General features: G+C 59.4%; 33 protein-coding genes. 2 read left to right on the top strand and 31 right to left on the bottom strand.

Annotation, left to right across the window (positions count from 1 at the left end; genetic code table 11):
* Window positions 1–28: 28 nt before the first annotated feature.
* Window positions 29–442, bottom strand: coding sequence for an acyl-CoA thioesterase (locus G471_RS0104125; protein WP_028994213.1), 414 nt, complete (start codon window positions 440–442; stop codon window positions 29–31).
* A gap of 90 nt (window positions 443–532) precedes the next feature.
* Here G471_RS0104125 and G471_RS16645 point away from each other — a divergent pair, with 90 nt between their 5' ends.
* Window positions 533–2,353 carry an ABCB family ABC transporter ATP-binding protein/permease gene (locus G471_RS16645; RefSeq protein WP_043420865.1) on the top strand — a complete coding sequence of 607 codons (1,821 nt, stop codon included), beginning with the start codon at window positions 533–535 and terminating at the stop codon, window positions 2,351–2,353.
* 45 nt (window positions 2,354–2,398) lie between these two features.
* Window positions 2,399–3,916, top strand: coding sequence for a SpoIIE family protein phosphatase (locus tag G471_RS0104115; protein ID WP_245580501.1), 1,518 nt, complete (start codon window positions 2,399–2,401; stop codon window positions 3,914–3,916).
* Between the two features lie 64 nt (window positions 3,917–3,980).
* Here the strand turns inward: G471_RS0104115 and rplQ are convergent, their stop codons facing one another.
* The 30 genes from rplQ to G471_RS0103965 all read right to left on the bottom strand — a co-directional run.
* Window positions 3,981–4,379, bottom strand: coding sequence for a 50S ribosomal protein L17 (rplQ, locus tag G471_RS0104110; RefSeq protein WP_028994211.1), 399 nt, complete (start codon window positions 4,377–4,379; stop codon window positions 3,981–3,983).
* Between the two features lie 57 nt (window positions 4,380–4,436).
* Window positions 4,437–5,411: a DNA-directed RNA polymerase subunit alpha gene (locus tag G471_RS0104105; protein ID WP_028994210.1), complete on the bottom strand. Its 975-nt coding sequence runs from the start codon at window positions 5,409–5,411 to the stop codon at window positions 4,437–4,439.
* 24 nt (window positions 5,412–5,435) lie between these two features.
* Window positions 5,436–6,065: a 30S ribosomal protein S4 gene (gene rpsD, locus G471_RS0104100; RefSeq protein WP_028994209.1), complete on the bottom strand. Its 630-nt coding sequence runs from the start codon at window positions 6,063–6,065 to the stop codon at window positions 5,436–5,438.
* A 12-nt stretch (window positions 6,066–6,077) separates the two neighbouring features.
* The gene (rpsK, locus tag G471_RS0104095) at window positions 6,078–6,467 is read right to left on the bottom strand and encodes a 30S ribosomal protein S11 (protein ID WP_028994208.1); all 390 of its coding nucleotides are present in this window, start codon (window positions 6,465–6,467) and stop codon (window positions 6,078–6,080) included.
* A gap of 12 nt (window positions 6,468–6,479) precedes the next feature.
* Complete coding sequence (gene rpsM, locus G471_RS0104090) at window positions 6,480–6,842, bottom strand: 30S ribosomal protein S13 (protein ID WP_028994207.1); 363 nt, start codon at window positions 6,840–6,842, stop codon at window positions 6,480–6,482.
* Window positions 6,843–6,892: 50 nt separating this feature from the next.
* Window positions 6,893–7,006: a 50S ribosomal protein L36 gene (rpmJ, locus tag G471_RS18610; protein ID WP_028994206.1), complete on the bottom strand. Its 114-nt coding sequence runs from the start codon at window positions 7,004–7,006 to the stop codon at window positions 6,893–6,895.
* Window positions 7,007–7,080: 74 nt separating this feature from the next.
* A complete protein-coding gene (gene infA, locus G471_RS0104080) occupies window positions 7,081–7,299 on the bottom strand; it encodes a translation initiation factor IF-1 (RefSeq protein ID WP_028994205.1) in 219 nt (72 codons plus the stop codon).
* 5 nt (window positions 7,300–7,304) lie between these two features.
* Window positions 7,305–8,627 (bottom strand): preprotein translocase subunit SecY, encoded by a 1,323-nt coding sequence (gene secY / locus G471_RS0104075; RefSeq protein ID WP_028994204.1) that lies wholly within the window; start codon window positions 8,625–8,627, stop codon window positions 7,305–7,307.
* 20 nt (window positions 8,628–8,647) lie between these two features.
* Window positions 8,648–9,082: a 50S ribosomal protein L15 gene (rplO, locus tag G471_RS0104070; RefSeq protein ID WP_028994203.1), complete on the bottom strand. Its 435-nt coding sequence runs from the start codon at window positions 9,080–9,082 to the stop codon at window positions 8,648–8,650.
* Window positions 9,083–9,085: 3 nt separating this feature from the next.
* Complete coding sequence (gene rpmD, locus G471_RS0104065) at window positions 9,086–9,268, bottom strand: 50S ribosomal protein L30 (RefSeq protein WP_028994202.1); 183 nt, start codon at window positions 9,266–9,268, stop codon at window positions 9,086–9,088.
* 3 nt (window positions 9,269–9,271) lie between these two features.
* Window positions 9,272–9,799, bottom strand: coding sequence for a 30S ribosomal protein S5 (gene rpsE, locus G471_RS0104060; protein WP_028994201.1), 528 nt, complete (start codon window positions 9,797–9,799; stop codon window positions 9,272–9,274).
* Window positions 9,800–9,825: 26 nt separating this feature from the next.
* Window positions 9,826–10,182 (bottom strand): 50S ribosomal protein L18, encoded by a 357-nt coding sequence (rplR, locus tag G471_RS0104055; RefSeq protein ID WP_028994200.1) that lies wholly within the window; start codon window positions 10,180–10,182, stop codon window positions 9,826–9,828.
* Window positions 10,183–10,191: 9 nt separating this feature from the next.
* Complete coding sequence (rplF, locus tag G471_RS0104050) at window positions 10,192–10,722, bottom strand: 50S ribosomal protein L6 (protein ID WP_028994199.1); 531 nt, start codon at window positions 10,720–10,722, stop codon at window positions 10,192–10,194.
* 12 nt (window positions 10,723–10,734) lie between these two features.
* A complete protein-coding gene (gene rpsH, locus G471_RS0104045) occupies window positions 10,735–11,133 on the bottom strand; it encodes a 30S ribosomal protein S8 (protein WP_028994198.1) in 399 nt (132 codons plus the stop codon).
* A 14-nt stretch (window positions 11,134–11,147) separates the two neighbouring features.
* Window positions 11,148–11,453, bottom strand: coding sequence for a 30S ribosomal protein S14 (rpsN, locus tag G471_RS0104040; protein WP_028994197.1), 306 nt, complete (start codon window positions 11,451–11,453; stop codon window positions 11,148–11,150).
* Window positions 11,454–11,460: 7 nt separating this feature from the next.
* Entirely contained in the window at window positions 11,461–12,000 is a 540-nt protein-coding gene (gene rplE, locus G471_RS0104035) for a 50S ribosomal protein L5 (protein ID WP_028994196.1), read from the bottom strand.
* Between the two features lie 9 nt (window positions 12,001–12,009).
* Window positions 12,010–12,327, bottom strand: coding sequence for a 50S ribosomal protein L24 (gene rplX / locus G471_RS0104030; RefSeq protein ID WP_028994195.1), 318 nt, complete (start codon window positions 12,325–12,327; stop codon window positions 12,010–12,012).
* Window positions 12,328–12,337: 10 nt separating this feature from the next.
* Window positions 12,338–12,706 (bottom strand): 50S ribosomal protein L14, encoded by a 369-nt coding sequence (gene rplN, locus G471_RS0104025; protein ID WP_028994194.1) that lies wholly within the window; start codon window positions 12,704–12,706, stop codon window positions 12,338–12,340.
* Window positions 12,707–12,856: 150 nt separating this feature from the next.
* Entirely contained in the window at window positions 12,857–13,123 is a 267-nt protein-coding gene (gene rpsQ / locus G471_RS0104020; protein WP_028994193.1) for a 30S ribosomal protein S17, read from the bottom strand.
* Window positions 13,120–13,314: a 50S ribosomal protein L29 gene (rpmC, locus tag G471_RS0104015; RefSeq protein ID WP_028994192.1), complete on the bottom strand. Its 195-nt coding sequence runs from the start codon at window positions 13,312–13,314 to the stop codon at window positions 13,120–13,122. The genes rpsQ and rpmC overlap by 4 nt, the downstream gene beginning before the upstream one ends.
* A gap of 2 nt (window positions 13,315–13,316) precedes the next feature.
* Complete coding sequence (gene rplP / locus G471_RS0104010) at window positions 13,317–13,730, bottom strand: 50S ribosomal protein L16 (RefSeq protein WP_028994191.1); 414 nt, start codon at window positions 13,728–13,730, stop codon at window positions 13,317–13,319.
* 2 nt (window positions 13,731–13,732) lie between these two features.
* Complete coding sequence (rpsC, locus tag G471_RS0104005) at window positions 13,733–14,518, bottom strand: 30S ribosomal protein S3 (protein ID WP_028994190.1); 786 nt, start codon at window positions 14,516–14,518, stop codon at window positions 13,733–13,735.
* 9 nt (window positions 14,519–14,527) lie between these two features.
* Entirely contained in the window at window positions 14,528–14,857 is a 330-nt protein-coding gene (gene rplV, locus G471_RS0104000) for a 50S ribosomal protein L22 (RefSeq protein WP_028994189.1), read from the bottom strand.
* A 9-nt stretch (window positions 14,858–14,866) separates the two neighbouring features.
* Entirely contained in the window at window positions 14,867–15,142 is a 276-nt protein-coding gene (gene rpsS / locus G471_RS0103995) for a 30S ribosomal protein S19 (RefSeq protein ID WP_028994188.1), read from the bottom strand.
* 10 nt (window positions 15,143–15,152) lie between these two features.
* Window positions 15,153–15,980 carry a 50S ribosomal protein L2 gene (gene rplB / locus G471_RS0103990; protein WP_028994187.1) on the bottom strand — a complete coding sequence of 276 codons (828 nt, stop codon included), beginning with the start codon at window positions 15,978–15,980 and terminating at the stop codon, window positions 15,153–15,155.
* Entirely contained in the window at window positions 15,980–16,282 is a 303-nt protein-coding gene (gene rplW / locus G471_RS0103985) for a 50S ribosomal protein L23 (RefSeq protein ID WP_028994186.1), read from the bottom strand. Before rplW ends, rplB begins: the two co-directional genes overlap by 1 nt.
* Window positions 16,279–16,902, bottom strand: a complete 624-nt coding sequence (rplD, locus tag G471_RS0103980; protein WP_028994185.1) for a 50S ribosomal protein L4 — start codon at window positions 16,900–16,902, stop codon at window positions 16,279–16,281. Before rplD ends, rplW begins: the two co-directional genes overlap by 4 nt.
* Before the next feature lie 9 nt (window positions 16,903–16,911).
* Entirely contained in the window at window positions 16,912–17,550 is a 639-nt protein-coding gene (gene rplC, locus G471_RS0103975) for a 50S ribosomal protein L3 (protein WP_028994184.1), read from the bottom strand.
* Between the two features lie 110 nt (window positions 17,551–17,660).
* A complete protein-coding gene (rpsJ, locus tag G471_RS0103970) occupies window positions 17,661–17,972 on the bottom strand; it encodes a 30S ribosomal protein S10 (protein ID WP_028994183.1) in 312 nt (103 codons plus the stop codon).
* A 64-nt stretch (window positions 17,973–18,036) separates the two neighbouring features.
* Window positions 18,037–18,431: EF-Tu C-terminal domain-related protein (locus G471_RS0103965; protein WP_028993561.1), on the bottom strand; the 395-nt coding region annotated here is incomplete at its 5' end.

The raw sequence follows: 18,431 nt of genomic DNA, 5'->3' as shown, positions 1-18,431 counted from the left end.
GACATCCGAATTATTTGATCGCGCGATTTTATTCCATTTCCCCGCCATTTTTGCCGGGAACCTCGCGTTTGTTGCCGGATTCGTCAATTGCCACGTAAGTCAGCTCGGCCTGGGTCACCTTGACGGTGATCGGATCGGCATAATTCCGCTCGGCAAAGACCTCGACGCGTACCGTCAACGAGGTCCGGCCCACATGCACGATTTCCGCATAAAAGCTGACGATATCGCCCACCGACACTGGTTGCCGGAACTGGAATGAATTCACGGAAACGGTGGCCACCCGGCCACGAGCCCGGCGCATGGCGGGAATGGCACCGGCCACATCGACCTGGGCCATGACCCAGCCGCCGAAAACATCACCGTTCTGATTGAGATCAGCCGGCATCGGCACCACGCGCAAGGTGGGCTGACGGTCCGGCAAACAAAGGCTTGGCTTGTTCATGAAAAATCCTTGACGACAGGTCCTGTCGATTCTCCCGGAAATCCCGCTTATTTCATATACTCGTTTCCTTCGAGACTCAGGGCAGCCCCCATGCGCCGCGCCACCGCCTTACCCAAACCGCCTGCCGGGCAACCGCTGCAGGAGATCCACGTCTGGCAGACGGTGCGCACGCTCTTCCCCTATCTCTGGCAGTACCGTTTTCGGGTCGTTGCCGCCCTGTTCTGCCTGGTCGCCGCCAAACTGGCTAATGTCGGGGTTCCGCTGGTCTTCAAGGACATGATCGACGGCATGTCGGGCGAGGTACTGGCGCTGCCGGTGATGCTGCTGGCGCTTTACGGCGCACTGCGCTTCTCCAACTCGCTGTTCACCGAATTGCGCGAACTGCTGTTTGCCCGCGTTACCCAGCGGGCCATCCGCAAGGTGGCGCTGGAAGTCTTCCAGCACCTGCACGCGCTATCCCTGCGTTTTCACCTGGAACGCCAGACCGGCGGCATTTCCCGTGACCTTGAACGCGGCACGCGCTCGATCTCCAGCCTGATTTCCTACACCCTGTATTCGATCCTGCCGACCCTGATCGAGATCGGGCTGGTACTGATCATCCTCTACGTCCAGTACGACATCGGCTATGTATTGATCACGGCGGCTTCGCTGATCGCCTACATCGTGTTCACGGTCAAGGTCAGCAATTGGCGCATAGCCATCCGGCGCGCCGTCAACGAAAGCGACTCAGCCGCCAACACCAAGGCGGTCGATAGCCTGCTCAATTACGAGACGGTCAAATATTTCAACAACGAAGCCTGGGAAGCGAAGCGCTACGACGAGCAACTGGTCAAGCTCGAAGATGCCAGCACCCGCAGCCAGAGCAGCCTGGCGCTGCTCAATCTCGGCCAGCAGGCAATCATTGCCCTGGGGGTAACGGCCATGATGTGGCGCGCGGCCAACGGCGTGGTCGAAGGGCGGATGAGTATCGGCGATCTGGTCCTGGTCAACGCCTTCCTGATCCAGCTCTACATGCCGCTGAATTTTCTCGGCATCGTCTATCGCGAAATTCGCCAGGCGCTGACCGACATCGAGCGGATGTTCGGGTTGCTCAACGAACACCGCGAGGTTGCCGACGCAGCGGACGCTCACACCTTGCCGGCAGACCGGCAGATGCAGGTCGATTTCGACAGCGTCGGCTTTGCCTATGAAACCAGCCGCCGCATCCTGCACGACGTCAGCTTCACCATCCCGCCGGGGCAGACCTACGCGGTGGTCGGCCATTCGGGCGCCGGCAAGTCCACGCTGTCGCGCCTGCTCTACCGTTTCTACGATGTCAGCAACGGCAGCATCCGGATCAACGGGCACGATCTGCGCAGCGTCACCCAGCACAGCCTGCGCTCGGCCATCGGCATCGTCCCCCAGGACACCGTGCTGTTCAACGACACGATCCTGTACAACATCCGCTACGGCAAGCCGGATGCCGATGACGACGCGGTGTTCGCCGCCGCCCGCGCAGCCAGCCTGCACGATTTCATCGACGGCCTGCCGGACAAGTACCAGACCCGGGTCGGTGAACGCGGGCTGAAACTCTCGGGCGGCGAAAAGCAGCGGGTGGCGATTGCCCGGGCCTTGCTCAAGGACCCGCCGATCCTGATCTTCGATGAAGCCACTTCCGCACTCGACTCCGCGACCGAACGCGCCATCCAGCAGCAACTCGAGGTAGCCGCCCGCGGCCGGACCACGCTGATCATCGCCCACCGGCTGTCCACAGTGATGAACGCCGACTGCATCCTGGTCATGGAAGACGGACGCGTCGTCGAACGCGGCACGCACGCGGCCCTGCTCGCTGCGGCCGGCAAGTACGCCGACATGTGGTTCCTGCAACAGCGGGAAATTCAGGAACCGGGCGGCGAAGGCGTGGTAGCATGATTGTGCAGATACGCTACCCGAGCGCATCTCCGATTGACCCTTGCCATGACAATGAATAACGCATTCGAGAAGATGAGCGTGCTGGCGGTTGATGACAACCGCACCAATCTGCACATCCTTCAGGTCTTCCTGAAAAAACTCGGGCACGAGGTCATTCTCGCGGAAAACGGCGAGGAGGCGGTGGCACGCTTCCAGCAACATCATCCCGACCTGGTCCTGCTCGACATCATGATGCCGGTCATGGACGGCTTCGAGGCAGCGCGCAGGATCAAGGCCGCCAGCCGGGACAAGTGGGTGCCGATCATCCTGCTATCGGCGCTCAACCGCGATGAAAACCTGGTAGAAGGCCTGGAGGCCGGGGCCGACGATTACCTGACCAAGCCGATCAATTTCGTCGTTCTGGAAGCCAAACTGCGCTCGATGCAACGCTCATTGTCGATGCAGCGCAGCGCCACGGTTACGCTGGAGCGCCTGCTTGCCATCTCCGACAACGTTCCCGACGCCATCATCACCTGCAACGGCAGTGGCGAAATCCTGACAGTCAATCGCGCAACCGAGATCATTTTCGGCCATCCGGCCGCTGAACTCGTCCACCGCCAGATTCGCCTGCTGGTTCCCGATCTGCTGTGCGAAACGGCAGCCAATACCACGGCGCGTAACCGCGAACGCGAGGCCACCGGGCATCGTCGCGATGGGCGGGCATTCCCCGTCGAGTATGGGCTCTCGGAAGTCAGCATCGATCACGAACGGATTTTCGTCATCGTCATTCGCGACATCACGCAGCGCAAACTGGCCGAAACCCAATTGCAGCAGAACGCTGCGCTGTTGCAAACCTACTACGACCATAGCCAGAACGAACAGCAACTGGCGTTGCGGTTGATGGAGAAGTTGCTGCATCGGCCGGGCCTGCTCGATTCCCGGCTGCGCTACAAGGTCATCGCGACCGAGAATTTCAGCGGCGACATCGTTGCTGCATCGCATTCGCCCGAGGGCCGTTTCTACGCCTTGCTGGCCGACGCCACCGGCCATGGCCTGCCGGCCGCGATCAGCGTTTTACCCGTGCTGGCCCTGTTCTACCGGATGACCCGCCTGAACCGGACGATTCGTGAACTGGTGATCGAAATCAACCAGCAATTGAAGGAATCGATGCCGATCGGCCGCTTCGTGGCCGCCACCATCGTCTGCCTCGACGAGATCAGCCTGAGCGGTGAAATCTGGATCGGCGGCACGCCGGAAGCCCTGCTGATCGATGCCGACGGCCAGATCTGTGAACGCTTCCCCTCGGAAAATCTGGCGCTCGGCATCATCGACAGCACCCAGATGAACGACCAGCCCCGACGTTTCGAATGGCAGCCGGGCAGCCAGCTGCTGATGTATTCGGATGGCGTTCTCGAAGCCGCCGACGGGCAAGGCCAGCAATTCGGCAGCCAGGGTATCAGCGATGCTGTGCAGGGGACTTCCCGGGCGGAGCGATTCACCGCACTGGAAGATGCGCTGTCCAAGCACCTGGGTCAGAACGCCGCGGGTGACGATGTCTCGCTGATGCTGATCGACTGCCCCTGATTTCTGTCAGCCAAATAGAAAAAGGCCGGTTACCCGGCCTTTTTTCATTGCGTGAGGAGGACGATTACTCGGCCGACTCATCGACTTCAACAGCTTCGGTCGGCTCGGGACGATCGAGCAGTTCGACAAAAGCCATCGGTGCGTTGTCGCCAACGCGGAAGCCGCACTTCAGGATGCGCAGGTAGCCGCCCGGACGGGTGGCGTAGCGCGGACCGATTTCGGCGAACAGCTTGACCACGATCTCACGATCGCGAAGACGGTCAAAGGCCAGACGCTTGTTGGCCAGCGTCGGGTTCTTGCCGAGGGTGATCATCGGTTCGACGACACGACGCAGTTCCTTGGCCTTCGGCAACGTGGTCTTGATGGCCTCGTGACGGAGCAGGGAAACGGTCATGTTGCGCAGCATCGCCAGGCGATGGCTGCTGGTGCGGTTCAGTTTGCGAAGTCCATTGCGGTGACGCATGGTTAATCCTTTCTATGTTCTGCAGGCGTCCCTTGACTGCCCGGATCGGGAAAAGGCTTACGCCTTCTCCAGACCGGCGGGCGGCCAGTTTTCCAGTTTCATGCCGAGCGTGAGACCACGTGCGGCAAGAACTTCCTTGATTTCGTTGAGCGACTTGCGACCCAGGTTCGGGGTCTTGAGCAGCTCGTTTTCGGTGCGCTGGATGAGGTCGCCGATGTAGTAGATATTCTCGGCCTTGAGGCAGTTCGCGGAGCGAACCGTCAGTTCGAGATCATCAACCGGACGGAGCAGTACCGGGTCAACCTGGGCCGGCTTGGAGGCTTCGGCGACCGGCGCCGTGCCTTCCAGATCGGCAAAGACCGACAGTTGCTCGATCAGCACGCGGGCAGCGTAACGGATCGCTTCTTCCGGTTCGACCACACCGTTGGTTTCGATATCGACGATCAGCTTGTCCAGGTCGGTACGCTGCTCGACCCGGGCGTTCTCGACCGAGTAGGCAACGCGACGAACCGGGCTGAACGAGGCATCCAGCACCAATTGGCCGATGGTCTTGGCATCGCCAAGATTACGGACGTTACCCGGAACGTAGCCACGGCCCTTTTCGACCTTGATTTCCATCGCCAGCTTGCCTGCGGTGGACAGGTGGGCAATGACGTGCTCCGGATTGATGATTTCGACGTCGTGCGGCAACTCGATGTCGCCAGCGCGAATCACGCCCTCGCCTTCCTTGGCCAGCTTCAGGGTGACGACCTCGCGGTTGTGCAGCTTGAAGACGACCCCCTTGAGGTTCAGGAGGATGTCGACGACGTCTTCCTGGACGCCGTCGATGGTCGAGTATTCGTGCAGCACACCGTCGATCGACACTTCCGTCGGTGCATAACCCGGCATCGACGACAACAGGATGCGACGCAGGGCGTTGCCGAGGGTGTGACCGAAACCGCGTTCAAACGGCTCCATGACCACCTTGGCTTCGACCGGCGAAACACTCTGTACGTCGATGATGCGGGGCTTAAGAAGTCCACTGCTTTGCATGGGCTAGATTCCTCTGCTTGCGGGTTACTTCGAATAAAGTTCGATGACCAGACCTTCGTTCAGGGTGGCCGGCAGCTCAGAGCGCTGCGGCATGGCCTTGAACGTGCCCTTGCCTTCCTTGACATCGACCGAGATCCATTCCGGGAAGCCACGCGACTCGGCAGCTTCGAGAGCGGCCTTGCAACGCAGCGAGGCACGGGAACGCTCGGTCAGCTGGACGACATCACCCGGCTTGACGAGGTAGGAAGGAATATTCACGCGCTTGCCGTTAACCAGAACGCCGTTGTGACGGACGATCTGACGGGATTCGGTGCGCGAAGCACCAAAGCCCATGCGGTAGGCGACGGAATCCAGGCGGGCTTCCAGCAACTGCAGCAGGTTTTCACCGGTCTGGCCTTTACGGCGCTCAGCTTCGGCAAAGGTGCGACGGAACTGGCCTTCGAGAACGCCATAGACACGACGGATCTTCTGCTTGGCACGCAGGTGGACGCCGTAGTCGGAGAGACGGGCGCCAGACTTCTGGCCATGCTGACCCGGCGCATACGAGCGACGCTCGATGGCACACTTGTCGGTAAAACACTTTTCGCCCTTCAGGAACAGCTTTTCGCCTTCGCGGCGGCACTGACGGCATTTCGGATCGAGATTACGAGCCACTTGTCTTTCTCCTTAGATGCGGCGCTTCTTGGGCGGACGGCAGCCGTTGTGCGGCACCGGCGTCACGTCGGAAATCGCGGTGATCTTCATGCCCAGTGCGTTCAGCGCACGGACAGAGGATTCGCGGCCTGGGCCGGGGCCCTTGATGCGCACTTCCAGATTCTTGACGCCACATTCCTGGGCTACCTTGCCGGCAGCTTCAGCGGCGACCTGAGCAGCGAACGGGGTGGACTTACGCGAACCGCGGAAGCCGGCACCGCCGGAAGTTGCCCACGACAGCGCATTGCCCTGGCGATCGGTAATGGTGATGATGGTGTTGTTGAACGAAGCGTGGATGTGGGCAATGCCCTCGGCAACGTTCTTCTTGACCTTCTTGCGAACTTTGGTAGCAGTCTTAGCCATGTTCTATCCCTATTACTTCTTGCCAGCGATGGCCTTGCGCGGACCCTTGCGGGTACGAGCGTTGGTCTTGGTGCGTTGACCGCGGCAGGGCAGACCCTTGCGGTGACGCAGACCACGGTAGCAACCGAGGTCCATCAGGCGCTTGATGTTCATCGTGACTTCACGACGCAGATCACCTTCAACGGTGAACTTCGCCACTTCATCACGCAGACGGTCCATATCCGTATCGGAAATGTCCTTCATTTTGGTGGTACGACCAACACCGGCCGCGTCACAGATTTGCTGTGCGCGGGTACGGCCGATGCCGTAGATCGCCGTCAGGGCGATGCAGGCATGCTGATGGTTCGGAATGTTTACCCCTGCAATACGGGCCATCGATTCACTCCAATATTTCTAAAATTAACGAATGCCGACTTCGTCAGGCATTAACCCTGGCGCTGTTTGTGACGCGGATCCTTGCAAATGACGCGCACGACGCCCTTGCGACGGATCACCTTGCAATTGCGGCAAACGCGCTTCACTGAAGGTTGCACTTTCATGATTCACTCCTCGTCTGCGAGAGCTTGGAAGCAGCCGTGATTCCTTGCCCTGCGGTTTATTGCGTAGAGAACTTTTACTTTGCCCGGAAAACGATCCGGGCCTTGCTTAAATCGTACGGGGTCAATTGCACCGTGACCTTGTCACCGGGAAGGATGCGGATGTAGTGCATACGCATTTTTCCGGAGATGAAGCCAAGCACAACGTGCCCGTTTTCCAACTTGACCTTGAAAGTTGCATTGGGGAGGTTTTCGATAACCTCGCCCTGCATCTCGATATAGTCTTCTTTTGCCATCGCGCTTACTTGATCATTGGTGATCCCTTGAAGTTTGCTTTCTTCAAGAGACTTTCATATTGCTGGGACATGACGTAGGCCTGAACCTGGGACATGAAATCCATCGTAACGACAACAATGATCAGCAGCGAGGTACCGCCGAAGTAGAACGGCACGTTCCACTTGAGAATCAGGAACTCTGGCAGCAGACACACCAGCGTGATGTAGGCAGCACCGATCAGCGTCAGGCGCATCAGGATCTTGTCGATGTAGCGTGCAGTCTGTTCGCCCGGACGAATACCCGGGACAAAGGCGCCACTCTTCTTCAGGTTGTCGGCGGTTTCCTTGGAATTGAACACCAGGGCCGTATAGAAGAAGCAGAAGAAAATGATCGCTGCTGCGTACAGCATGACGTAGATCGGCTGACCGGGCGACAATACCGCCGCCATGTCCTTCAGCCAGGTCATCGACTCGCTCGAACCGAACCAGCCAGCCAGCGTCGCCGGGAAGAGGATGATCGACGAGGCGAAAATCGGCGGGATGACGCCCGACATGTTCAGCTTGAGCGGCAGGTGCGAGCTCTGACCGCCGTAAATCTTGTTGCCCACCTGGCGCTTGGCGTAATTCACCAGAATCTTGCGCTGACCCCGTTCGACGAAGACGACGAAGGCGGTAACCACGACAACCAGGATACAGATCACGATGGCGGTCAGCGGATGCATGGCACCGGTGCGGACCAGTTCGAGCAGGCCACCGATGGCGCTGGGCAGGCCAGCCGCAATACCGGCGAAGATGATCATCGAGATGCCGTTGCCGATGCCGCGTTCGGTAATCTGCTCACCGAGCCACATCAGGAACATCGTGCCGGTCAGCAAGGTCGACACCGTGGTCAGACGGAACATGAAACCGGGATCGTTGACCAGACCGGGCTGGGCTTCGAGCGCAACGGCAATGCCGATACCCTGGAACAGAGCCAGGACGACGGTACCGTAGCGGGTGTATTGGGTAATCTTGCGCCGACCGGCCTCACCCTCTTTCTTGAGGGCTTCGAGCTGCGGGCTGGCGACACTCATCAGCTGCATGATGATCGACGCCGAAATGTACGGCATGATCCCCAGCGCGAAGATGGTGAAACGCGACAGGGCACCACCGGAGAACATGTTGAACATGCCCAGGATGCCGCCCTGTTGCGAATTGAACAGATCGGCCAGAACGTTGGGGTCGATACCGGGAACCGGAATATGCGCGCCGATGCGATACACAACCAGTGCGCCAAGCAGGAACCAGAGACGACGCTTGAGGTCGCCAAATTTTCCGCCCTTGCCTACGGTATTCGGATTTGCTGCCAACGTTCTGCCCTTTCCGTGTCTTACTCGCCGACCGAGCCGCCAGCGGCTTCGATCGCTGCCTTGGCGCCCTTGGTGGCGCCAATGCCCTTGAGGACGACCTTGCGGGTGATCTCACCCGACAGGATCACCTTGGCGGACAGGGCGTCATTCGGAACGACACCAGCAACCTGCAGGACCAGCAGATCGATTTCCTCGACCGGCAGGGCTTGCAGTTCACCGAGGCGAACTTCGTAATTGCGGGCACGCGTCAGCGAGTTGAAACCGCGCTTCGGCAGGCGGCGTTGCAGGGGCATTTGACCGCCCTCGAAACCGACCTTGTGGAAACCGCCGGAACGGGACTTCTGACCCTTGTGACCACGGCCACAGGTCTTGCCGAGGCCGGAACCGATGCCGCGACCGACGCGCTTGGCGGCCTTCTTGGAGCCTTCAGCCGGCTTGATGGTATTCAGACGCATGGTTTAGCCCTCAACCTTGACGAGATACTGAACCTTCTGGATCATGCCGCGCACAGCCGGCGTATCCAGCAGCTCGGCAGAGCTGTTCAGCTTGCGCAGGCCCAGACCGCGCACGGTGGCGCGATGGTCCTGCTTGGTGCCGATGATGCTCTTGACGAGCGTCACTTTGATTTTCTTGTCGGACATGACTTACCCCAGGATCTGTTCAACCGACTTGCCGCGCTTGGCAGCAATCTCGGCCGGCGTATTCACCTTCATCAGACCGTCGATGGTGGCACGCACGATGTTGTAGGGATTGGTGGAGCCGTGAGCCTTGGCGACGACGTTGGTCACGCCGACGACTTCGAAGACGGCACGCATGGCACCGCCAGCGATGATGCCCGTACCTTCCGGTGCCGGCTGGATCATCACGGTGGTGGCACCATGGCGACCCATCACGGTGTGATGGACGGTACCGTTCTTCAGGCTGACCTTGGCCATCTTGCGACGCGCCTCTTCCATTGCCTTCTGTGCGGCGACCGGGACTTCGCGGGACTTGCCCTTGCCCATGCCGATGCCGCCGTCGCCGTCACCGACGACCGTAAGTGCTGCGAAACCGAGGATGCGACCGCCCTTCACCACTTTGGTGACGCGGTTGACCGCAACCATCTTCTCGCGCATGCCGTCATCACGCTCTTCAGCTTGCTGCGGCTTCTTGTTTCTTTCAGGTTTAGCCATTTTGTAACCTATTCCTTTCGCAGCGATCAGAACTTCAGGCCGGCTTCACGCGCGGCTTCAGCCAGCGCCTGAACACGACCGTGGTACTGGAGGCCGGAGCGATCGAAAGCCACTTGCTCGACACCGGCGGCCTTGGCGCGCTCGGCGATCAGCTTGCCGACAACGGCAGCGGCGGCCTTGTTGCCACCATTCGCGACATCGCCGCGAACGTTCTTGTCCAGCGTGGAAGCCGAAGCCAGGACCTTGCCGCCACACGGCGAGATGACCTGGGCGTAAATGTGGCAGTTCGTACGATTGATACACAAACGTACAGCCTTGAGCTCGGCGATTTTGGCCCGGGTTTTGCGGGCACGACGCAGACGTGCTTCTTTCTTGTTAAACATATGCCACCCTTACTTCTTCTTGGTTTCCTTGATAACCACCACTTCGTCGGCATAACGAACGCCCTTGCCCTTATAGGGCTCCGGCTTGCGATATGCGCGAATTTCGGCGGCAACCTGACCGACCTGCTGCTTGTCCGAACCCTTGATCAGGATTTCGGTCTGCGTCGGACACTCAACCTTCACGCCAGCGGGCATCTTGTGCGCAACCGGATGCGAGAAACCCAGCGACAGGTTCAGCACATCACCCTGAGCCTGGGCACGATAGCCCACGCCGACGAGTTGCAGCTTGCGTTCGAAGCCCTTGGAAACCCCAGTCACCATGTTGTTGATGTTGGCACGCATGGTGCCCCACATGGCGGAGCCGTTGTCAGCGCCGGCCACCTTGGCAACGACGACGCATTGACCTTCCTGGCTCACCTGGACAGCGGGGTTCGCTGCCGTCTTCAAGGTACCCAGCGGGCCCTTGACGACGATCTGCTCAGCGATGGTGATTTCCACACCGGCCGGCAGAACAATTGGATTCTTACCTACACGAGACATTTGCTTCGCTCCTTATGCCACGATGCAGAGGACTTCGCCCCCGACACGGGAAGCGCGCGCCTTGCGGTCGGTCATCACACCCTTGGGGGTGGAAACGATGGCCACACCCAGACCGTTCATGACACGCGGAATGTCTTCGGCACCCTTGTAGATGCGCAGACCAGGTTTGGACACACGCTCAATGCGCTCGATCACCGGACGACCGGCGTAATACTTCAGCGCAATTTCAAGGCTGGCCTTGCCATCGTCGGACTGACGAACGGCAAATTCCTCGACGTAACCTTCATCCTTGAGCACGGCAGCGATAGCCACCTTGAGCTTGGACGAGGGCATGGACACAGACGCCTTTTCGGCGAGCTGGGCGTTGCGGATGCGGGTCAGCATGTCCGCGATCGGATCGCTCATAGCCATTTCTGTATCTCCTATTACCAGCTGGCCTTGACAACGCCCGGGATCTCGCCATTGAAGGCAAGTTCGCGGACCTTGTGACGGCACAGACCGAATTTACGGAACACGCCACGCGGACGACCGGTCAGCTGGCAACGATTGCGCAGACGGGACGGGCTGGCATTGCGGGGCAGGGCCTGCATCTTCAGACGAGCTTCATAGCGCTCCTCGTCAGACAGGCTCACGTTGTTGATGATCGCCTCGAGGGCAGCACGCTTCTTCGCATACTGCGCCACCATCTTGCGGCGCTTCTCTTCACGGTTGATCAGAGCAAGTTTTGCCATGATTGCCTCAATTCTTGAACGGGAACTTGAACGCGGCGAGCAGGGCCTTGGCTTCTGCGTCGGTCTTCGCGGTCGTCGTGATGCTGATGTTCATACCACGGAGCGCATCGATCTTGTCGTATTCGATTTCCGGGAAAATGATCTGCTCTTTGACACCCATGTTGTAGTTGCCCTGGCCGTCGAAACCCTTGCCAGCAACACCACGGAAGTCACGAACGCGCGGCAGCGCGATGGTGACCAGGCGGTCGAAGAATTCGTACATGCGCGGACCGCGCAGGGTGACCATGCAGCCGATCGGGTAGCCGTCACGAATCTTGAAACCGGCGATCGAGGTACGAGCCTTGGTGGTAACCGGCTTCTGACCAGCAATCTTCTGCATGTCGCCGACGGCGTTCTCGAGAACCTTCTTGTCGGCAACCGCTTCACCGACACCCATGTTCAGGGTGATCTTGGTGATACGCGGCACTTCCATCGTGGACTTGTAGCCGAACTGCTTGACCAGCTCACCGACGACGGTTTCCTTGTAAAACTGTTGCAAACGCGCCATGACTACCCCTTATGCGTTCACCAGTTCGCCGTTCGACTTGAACACGCGAACCTTGCGACCATCTTCAAGCGACTTGATGCCGACGCGATCGGCCTTCTGAGTCGCCGAATTGAACAGCGCAATATTGGAGATATGGATCGGCATGTCCTTGTCGACGATGCCACCCTGAACACCCTTGATCGGGTTCGGCTTGACGTGCTTCTTGGCGCGATTGACACCTTCGACCAGCACGTGATCGGCATCGATACGAGCCAGCACGGTACCGCGCTTGCCCTTATCCTTACCGGTAATGACGACGACTTCGTCGCCCTTGCGAATCTTTTCCATTGCCCTCTCCTTACAGCACTTCAGGCGCCAGGGACACGATCTTCATGAAGCGCTCGGTACGCAGTTCGCGGGTCACCGGGCCAAAGATGCGCGTGCCGATCGGCTCGAGCTTGTTGTTGAGAAGAACCGCGGCATTGCCATCAAAGCGCACCAGCGAGCCGTCCGGACGACGAACACCCTTGGCGGTACGAACCACCACGGCGTTGTAAACATCACCCTTCTTGACACGACCACGCGGGGCAGCATCCTTGATGCTGACCTTGATGATGTCGCCAATACCGGCGTAACGGCGCTTGGAGCCGCCGAGCACCTTGATACACATAACTGAACGGGCGCCGGTGTTATCGGCGACGTCCAGCGTCGTCTGCATCTGAATCATTTAATTAAACTCCAACTTAATCCGCTGCGCGGTCAGTCTTGGAACCCGTACGGGTCGAACAAATTTGCGTCACGGAGGCGTGACTGCAAAAAAGAAGCCGGATTATACCGGCTTCTTTACTGAATGCGCAAGTACCTGGAAAAAATTACATCAAACGATGATGGCTTTTTCCAGAACGCTGGTTACGGCCCAGGCCTTGGTCTTCGAAACCGGACGGGTTTCGACGATTTCGACCAGGTCGCCCGCCTTGGCAATGCTGCCTTCGTCGTGCGCCGCATACTTCTTGGAACGGACGATAACCTTGCCGTACATCGGGTGCTTGACCTTCCGTTCGACCAGGACGGTCACCGTCTTTTCCATCTTGTCGCTGACGACACGGCCGATCAGCGTACGCTTGATGCTGGTGGTTTCGCTCATTGCTGCACCGCCTTTTCACGGATGAGGGTACGAACGCGAGCGATGTCGCGACGAACCTTGGACATTTGGCTGGTGTTGGACAGCTGCTGCGTGGCGATCTGCATGCGCAGACCAAATTGCGCCTTCAGCAGTTCCAGCAATTCCGTCTTGAGCTCGTCCACGCTCTTGGTTCTCAGTTCACTAGCTTTCATGATTACCCCAGATGACGAGTCACGAAGGTGGTGGCGATCGGCAGCTTGGCAGCGGCGAGGGCAAATGCCTCGCGGGCCAGCGCTTCATTGACACCGTCCATTTCGTACAGGACCTTGCCCGGCTGGATTTCAGCAACCCAGTACTCCGGGTTGCCCTTACCGTTACCCATACGAACTTCCGCCGGCTTCTTGGAAATCGGCTTGTCCGGGAAGATACGGATCCAGATGCGACCACCGCGCTTGATATGGCGGGTCATCGCACGACGGGCGGCTTCGATTTGTCGCGCGGTCAGACGACCACGACCGGTCGCCTTGAGGCCCCACTCACCGAACGACACCTTGGTGCCGCGGGTGGCCAGACCTTCATTGCGTCCCTTGTGCTCCTTGCGGAACTTGCGACGATTAGGTTGCAACATGATTAAGCACCTGCCTTTCTGACGCGCTTGGCCGGCTCGCCAGCACCGTCGGCCTTCTTGACCGTACGGGTGCGGGGCTTGTCGCCCTCAGGCTTGCCCGGCGCACGACGCGGACGACGCTCTTCAGCGCTCGGCTCTTCAGCCACCGGCTGCTCGTTGCGATCGAGCATGTCGCCCTTGTAAACCCAGACCTTGATACCGATGATGCCGTACGTGGTCAGCGCTTCCGAGGTTGCGTAGTCGATGTCGGCGCGCAGGGTGTGCAGGGGCACACGACCTTCGCGATACCATTCGCTACGGGCGATTTCGGCACCGTTCAGACGACCGGCGCTCATCACCTTGATACCCTGGGCACCAAGGCGCATGGCGTTCTGCATCGCACGCTTCATGGCGCGACGGAACATGATGCGCTTTTCGAGCTGCTGGGCGATCGAGTCGGCGATCAGCTGAGCATCGATTTCCGGCTTGCGGATTTCTTCGATCGACACATGGACGGGAACGCCCATGATGCGCTGAAGATCCGTACGCAGGGTTTCGATGTCCTCGCCCTTCTTGCCGATGACCACGCCCGGACGGGCGGAGTACACGGTGACGCGGGCGTTCTTCGCCGGACGCTCGATGGTGACGCGACCCACGGAGGCATGCGCCAGCTTACGCTTCAGGTACTCACGAACCTTGACGTCTTCCTGCAGCATACCGGGGAAGTCCTTGCTGTTGGCGAACCAACGCGAACTCCAGTTCTTGGTGACGGCCAGACGGAAGCCAGTCGGATGAATTTTCTGTCCCATGGCTCTTCCTTAGTTACCAACGGTCAGATAGATGTGGCAGGTCGGCTTGCTGATCCGATTGCCACGACCCTTGGCGCGCGCGGTGAAGCGCTTGAGCACCATGCCTTTTTCGACGTAGATGGTCTTCACCGTCAGTTCGTCGATATCAGCACCATCGTTATGTTCGGCGTTGGCGATGGCCGACTCCAGAACCTTCTTGATGATACCGGCGCCCTTGGTCGGGCTGAAAGCCAGGATGTTGAGAGCCTGACCAACCGGCTTGCCACGCACCAGGTCCGCAACCAGGCGGCCCTTTTGCGCGGAGAGGCGTACGCCCCGCAAACTTGCACGAGTTTCCATGTCAGCTCCTTACTTCTTGGCCTTCTTGCCGGCGGTGTGACCCTTGAACGTCCGGGTCAGCGAGAACTCGCCGAGCTTGTGACCGACCATATTCTCGGTGACGAACACCGGGATATGCTGCTTGCCATTGTGGACCGCAATCGTCAGGCCGATGAACTCGGGGAGGATCGTCGAACGACGCGACCAGGTCTTGATCGGGCGCTTGTCGTTGGTGGCGCGAACTGCTTCGACCTTGTCGATCAGATGCGCATCAACAAACGGGCCCTTTTTGAGAGAACGTCCCATTTCCTACCCCTTAACGCTTATGACGGCGCTGAACGATCATGCTGTTCGTGCGCTTGTTGCTGCGGGTACGGTAACCCTTGGTCGGTTGACCCCACGGGTTAACCGGCACACGGCCTTCACCGGTCTTACCTTCACCACCACCGTGCGGGTGATCGATCGGGTTCATCGCGGTACCACGGACCGTCGGACGAATACCACGCCAACGCTGAGCACCGGCCTTGCCGATCTTGCGCAGGTTGTTTTCTTCGTTACCGACTTCACCGATGGTGGCGCGGCATTCGACGTGAACGCGGCGCACTTCGCCGGAGCGGAGGCGGATCTGGGCGTAGGTGCCTTCACGGGCCAGCAACTGGACCGAGGTACCGGCCGAACGGGCGATTTGCGCGCCCTTGCCCGGCAGCATCTCGACGCAGCAGATGGTCGTACCGACCGGAATGTTCCGGATCGGCAGGGCATTGCCGGACTTGATCGGGGCTTCGGAGCCGCTCATGATCTGCTGACCGACCACCATGCCCTTGTTGGCGATGATGTAACGGCGCTCGCCGTCGGCGTAGCAAACCAGGGCGATGTTGGCGGTACGGTTCGGATCGTATTCCAGACGCTCGACCTTGCCCGGAATACCGTCCTTGGTGCGCTTGAAATCGATGACACGATAAGCCTGCTTGTGGCCGCCACCCTGATGACGCACGGTGATGCGGCCATTGTTGTTGCGGCCGGCGTTCTTCGACTGGCTTTCGACCAGACCGGCAAACGGCTTGCCCTTGTGCAGATTGGCATTGACGACCTGAACCACGGCACGACGGCCGGGGGAAGTCGGCTTGACTTTAACGAGAGCCATCAGGCGTTACCCCCTTCAACGAAGTTGATTTCCTGGCCGGCCTTGAGGCAGACATAGGCCTTCTTCCAACCCTTGCGGCGACCGGTCGCGCCCTTGAAGCGCTTGACCTTGCCCTTGACGTTGGCGACCTGGACAGACTCAACTTCAACCTTGAACAGAAGCTCGACCGCAGCCTTGATCTCCGGCTTGGTTGCATCGGTGGCAACGCGGAAGATCACCTGCTCGTTCTTCTCGGCAACGTAGGTTGCCTTTTCGGAGATTTGCGGTGCCAGCAGCACCTGCATCAGACGTTCCTGGTTCATCCCCACATCTCCTCGAACTTGGCCACGGCGTTCTTGGTGACCAGCACCTTGGCGAAGCGGACCAGCGAAACCGGATCGGTTTCATGGGCTTCGAGCACCAGAACGTTGGGCAGGTTGCGCGACGACAGATACAGGTTCTCGTTCAGTTCGTCGGTGATGACCAGCAGGTTGCCGTCCAGACCCATGTTCTTCAGCTTGGCCGAGAACAGCTTGGTCTTCGGTGCGTCGATCGCGAGATCGTCAACAACGATCAGGCGATCCTGACGGGCCAACTCGGAGAGGATCGCAGCCATACCGGCGCGGAACATCTTCTTGTTAACCTTCTGGGAGTAATTTTGATCCGGGGAGTTCGGGAAAATCCGACCGCCTCCGCGCCACAGCGGCGAACCGTTGGAACCGGAACGGGCACGACCGGTACCCTTCTGGCGCCACGGCTTGGTGGTGGTGTGACGGACTTCGGAGCGATCCTTCTGCTTGCTGTCGCCCGAACGTGCGTTGGCCTGGTAGGCCACGACGATCTGGTGCACCAGCGCCTCATTGAATTCGCGACCGAACAGCACGTCGGAAGCCTGCAGCTTCGCTGCTTCCTGACCTTGTTCGTTGATAACCTTCAGTTCCATGTCGCCCCCTTAAGCCTTGACTGCCGGACGCACGACGACGTCGGAACCCTTGGCACCCGGAACAGCGCCCTTGACCAGAATCAGCTGACGTTCGGCATCAACGCGAACGATCGTCAGACCCTGCATCGTGGACTGCACATCACCCAGGTGACCCGCCATGCGCTTGCCCGGGAAAACACGACCCGGGTCCTGCGCCATACCGATGGAACCCGGCGCGTTGTGCGACACCGAGTTACCGTGGGTGGCACGGTTGGAGCTGAAGTTGTGGCGCTTGATGCCACCCTGGAAACCCTTACCGATCGAGGTACCGGTGACGTCAACCTTCTGCCCTTCAGCGAAGATGGTAACGGCAACCTGGTCACCCGCCTTGAAAGAGGCGAGCTGCTCGGCATCGATACGGAATTCCTTGAGCACATGCCCGGCTTCCACGCCTGCCTTGGCCAGATGGCCAGCCAGGGGCTTGGAAACGCGCGAGGCACGGCGCTGGCCGAAAGAGACTTGAACGGCTGCATAGCCGTCGTTCTCCGGCGTTTTGACTTGGGTCACGCGGTTATTGGACACGTCAAGCACAGTCACCGGGATGGACGCGCCATCCTCAGCAAAAATGCGAGTCATGCCAACCTTGCGACCAACAAGGCCTAGACTCATGGTTATTCTCCTCATCGCCGGCTGCGATTGGCCGGTCGATGTAAAACAACAAATGGGCAGCCGTCACCGGCCACCCCCGAAAACCGCAGATTATAACTGCGGAACTACAATTACTGCAACTTGATTTCGACGTCGACGCCAGCCGGGAGGTCCAGCTTCATCAGCGCATCAACGGTCTTGTCGGTCGGATCGACGATATCCATCAGACGCAGGTGCGTACGGATTTCGAGCTGATCACGGGAAGCCTTGTTGACGTGCGGCGAACGCAGGATGTCGAAACGCTGCTTGCGGGTCGGCAGCGGCACGGGACCACGAACGACGGCGCCGGTGCGCTTGGCGGTCTCGACGATTTCCTGGGCGGATTGATCGATCAGGCGATAGTCGAAGGCCTTCAGGCGGATACGGATTTTCTGGCTTTGCATTTTCTTGGCTTCCAAAAGAACGATGGGGTGACAGGCTTGCCACCCCGGGTTTTCAAAAGAGCAATTACTCGATGATCTTGGCGACGACGCCGGCGCCAACGGTACGACCGCCTTCGCGGATGGCGAAGCGCAGACCTTCTTCCATGGCGATCGGAGCAATCAGCTTGACCGTCATCTGGATGTTGTCACCCGGCATGACCATTTCGACGCCTTCCGGCAGCGAGATCGCGCCGGTCACGTCGGTCGTGCGGAAGTAGAACTGCGGACGGTAGTTGTTGAAGAACGGGGTGTGACGACCACCTTCGTCCTTCGACAGAACATACACTTCGCCGGTGAAGTGGGTGTGCGGGGTGATCGAACCCGGCTTGCACAGCACTTGACCACGCTCGACGTCTTCACGCTTGGTACCACGCAGCAGGGCGCCGATGTTGTCGCCAGCCTGACCTTGGTCGAGCAGCT

The organism is Azonexus hydrophilus DSM 23864 (assembly GCF_000429605.1).
Taxonomy (GTDB): Bacteria; Pseudomonadota; Gammaproteobacteria; order Burkholderiales; family Rhodocyclaceae; genus Azonexus; species Azonexus hydrophilus.
Note: the sequence above shows the minus strand (reverse complement) of the source record. Positions and strands in the feature narration are given on the sequence as shown.